The sequence below is a fragment of the Sphingomonas sp. genome (genome assembly GCF_042095875.1).
Taxonomy (GTDB): Bacteria; Pseudomonadota; Alphaproteobacteria; order Sphingomonadales; family Sphingomonadaceae; genus Sphingomonas.
Genome location: NZ_JBELMJ010000100.1, coordinates 1 through 3,423, shown reverse-complemented (window position 1 = coordinate 3,423; position 3,423 = coordinate 1). Strand labels below are relative to the sequence as shown.

The window sequence follows — 3,423 nt, the reverse complement described above, 5'->3', positions numbered from 1 at the left end:
TCCTTGATCCAGACTGTCATAGTCGATGGACCACTCAGAAGGGGGCAGCTCACGGGCCTGGATCAAGGCCAGCGAAGGGTGCGGCCTTACCCTGCACCTCCTCCTGCCGGCTAACGCCTATGCCAAGCACGGCACTGGCCAGGCCGTGAAGATCATGCTCCTCGAAAAGGGCCAGCCCGGGGGGGCCGACCTGACGCCCTGCGAGACGCTGGCGGCCGCCCTCGCCCACATCGCCGCCGTCCAGGCGCCCGCGTCGCCCGCTCCCTCGCCGGTACCGCGCTCCATGCGCCCCTCCTCCGGCTCGCTCCTCGGCGGACTCTCGGCACGGCGCCGCCTCCCGGCACCGACCACGCGCGAGCGCGTGTCCAATGCCACCCGCAACATCGACTATACCGTCATGGCCGAGCCGGCGCCCGTGGAGGAGGCCGTGGGCGTCTACCTGCCCTATCGGCCGAGCCGGATCGCGATCGGGTGCGCGTCGCAGCACCCGACGGCGCTGGTGGAATCGATTGCCATGGGCTCGATCACCGCGCCGCGGCCGAGCTACCGGCCTCAGCTTCCGGCCCACGTCGTCGACGGCAAGGTCCTGTCGGACGCCCAGCTCGAGACGCTGATCTACGCCAGCGATGCTTTCGAGCGCGATCTCCCGGGCCGGTTCCTGCCCGCCGAAGAGGGCTTGTCCCTGACGCCTGACGACGCGGGCCAGCCCTACCGAACCGGCTTCTTCCTCGCCGACGGCACCGGCGCCGGCAAAGGCCGCCAGGTCGCCTCGATCATCCTCGACCAGTGGCTCCGCCGCCGTCGCAAGCACGTCTGGATCTCCAAGACCGAGACGCTGCTGGAGGATGCGCGCCGTGACTGGACCGCGGTGGGCGGCCTCGCACTCGACATCCAGCACCTCAACCAGTGGAAGCTCGGGGTACCCGTCGGCGCCGGCGAGGGCGTACTCTTCCTCACCTATGCGACGCTGCGCTCCAACCGCGGCGACAAAGGCACACGGCTTCGCCAGATCCTCGACTGGCTGGGGGACGGCTTCGACGGCATGATCGTGTTCGACGAGGCGCACGAGATGGCGGGTGTCGCCGGCGGCGAAGGCCGCTTCGGCACCAAGGACGGGTCCGACCAGGGGATCGCCGGCGTCCGCCTGCAGAACCTCCTTCCCCGCGCCCGCGTCCTCTACGTCTCCGCCACGGGCGCATCGGACGTGAACAATCTCGCCTACGCCACACGCCTCGGGTTGTGGGGGCCGGGCACGGCCTTCGCCGACCGCAAGGCGTTCGTGGAAAGCCTGCGCCGGGGCGGGATCGCGGCGCTGGAGCTGATCGCGCGCGATCTCAAGATGCAGGGGCTCTACGCCGCGCGCGCGCTGAGCTTCGCCGGCGTCGAGTACGACATCCTGGAGCATCAGCTCACGGTCGACCAGATCGCGGTGTACGACGCCTATGCCGATGCATGGGCGATCATCCACGCCAACCTGCGCGCCGCCCTCGATGCGACGCGCGTCACCGACAGCTTCTCGAAGGATACCTACAACAGCGGGGCCAAGGCCGCCGCGTTGTCGATCTTCGAGTCGACCAAGCAGCGGTTCTTCGGCCAGCTCCTGATCGGGATGAAGCTCCCATCGCTGATCCCCGCGATCGCCAAGGACCTTGCCCGCGGTGACAGCGTGGTGGTGCAGCTCGTCTCGACCTCGGAGGCGATGCTCAACCGCGCCCTTGCCGGCCTGTGTGCCGAGGAGCGCGCCAACCTCGACATCGAGCTCTCCCCGCGCGAGGCCGTGTAATGTTGAGCTCAACATTAGACGTATTCTTTGCAGTCGCAGTTTATGTCGAGCGTGGCGGCGGGAAGCGCAGGTTTCCTCCGGTTTTCCATGATTTCACTCCAGATAACTACGGTTCCGTCGACCTCAGCAAGTCGAAGGAGCCAACATGCGAACACGATCATCACTGCCGTTTCGGACTGCCCCGCTCAGGGTCGAAGACCCGCCCAGTCACGGCGCTCTTCTCACCGCATTCCTCTCCTCTCTGTCCCTCGACGAGAAGTCAGGCTGTGCGGTTCTGTATGGCGCGGCGGTCCGCCATTTCCTGCATTGGCTGGGCCTGCATAGGATCGCGATCCGCACGATTGACGATCGGGCTGTCCGGCGGTTCGAGAAGCATGGGTGCCGGTGCCACCGGTATTCGGCGCAGCAAGCGCTCTACAAGGCTGACCAAGCAGCAAGGGTCAGGCGCTTCGTCCGGTTCCTGGAAGATCAAGGCTACGTCGAAGTCGACGACGGGATCGACGATCTGCCACGGCACCTCGCTGACTATTTCGATGCGATCGCTTGCCTGCAACTCGCCGAGGGACCGGCACAGGCCTATCGGTCCGAGGCCGAGCATTTCGTGGCCTGGCTTCGCATGGCGCGGCGCCAATGGATCGATATCGATGACACGATCATCGACCAGTACGCCGCGCATGATTGCCGATGCCCGGTCTGGCGCAAGCGGGGCCAGTTGGTCGCAACGGGCACCAAGCGGCGGCGGCGATGCGCACGGCACTTCGTCGAGTTCCTTCGAGGCCGGGGCGCCATCCCATTGGTTGAACCGGTGGCGGACGATGACCCGCACATGTCGGCTTACCTGGCATGGCTCAAGCAACACCGCGGCGCCACGGACGAGACGATCCGGCGCTACCGGACCGATATCAGACGGCTCATCCCTATGTTGGGCGAGCCTTCGCTATGGGATGCCGCCGGACTCAGGAGCGCATTCCAACGACGAAGCCAGGAGACGCCGGGCTCGGCATCGCTGCTCGTCACGATAATGAGGAGCTACATCCGGTTTCTGGTCGTGCGTGGCGAGTGCCGGCCGGCATTGTCGCATGCAGTTCCATCTGTGCAGCGCTACCGCCTTTCAACGCTGCCGCGCCACGTCGACTCGGCAACGATCGAGAGGATCATTGCGGCCTGTCCAACAGATCGTCCGGTGGAGGTCCGGGACAAGGCCATCATACTCTTGCTCGCCAGACTTGGGCTGCGCGCCGGTGATATTCGGGATATGCGCCTTGAGGATATCGACTGGCGATCTGGTCACCTGACGGTCAAGGGCAAGACGCGCCGGCCGGACCGCCTGCCGTTGCCGCAGGATGTTGGCGACGCGATCCTGGCATATCTTGCGGGAGCCCGCCCGAAGGCCGCCGAAGAGCATCTGTTCCTGCGCGCACAAGCGCCGTTCCGGCCATTCCGCTCGTCCGCCGAGATCGCTGGCATCGTCGCCCGTACGCGCGACCGCGGTGGGATCGATGGGGTGCCGACCGGGTCGCACATATTCCGGCATTCGCTTGCCACCAGCCTGCTGCGAGCGGGCGCAGGCCTGGAGTCCGTCGGAACCATCCTGCGTCACAGCTCGCCCGAGACCACTGCCATCTACGCCAAGGTCGATC

The 3,423-nt window shown here is 66.4% G+C and carries 2 protein-coding genes; both read left to right on the top strand.

What is annotated here, in order from left to right:
* Positions 1-25: 25 nt before the first annotated feature.
* On the top strand, positions 26-1,783 hold the full coding sequence (locus ACFDS6_RS16845) for a strawberry notch family protein (protein WP_375273235.1): 1,758 nt from the start codon (positions 26-28) through the stop codon (positions 1,781-1,783).
* 145 nt (positions 1,784-1,928) lie between these two features.
* Positions 1,929-3,423: tyrosine-type recombinase/integrase (locus tag ACFDS6_RS16840; RefSeq protein WP_375273234.1), on the top strand; the 1,495-nt coding region annotated here is incomplete at its 3' end.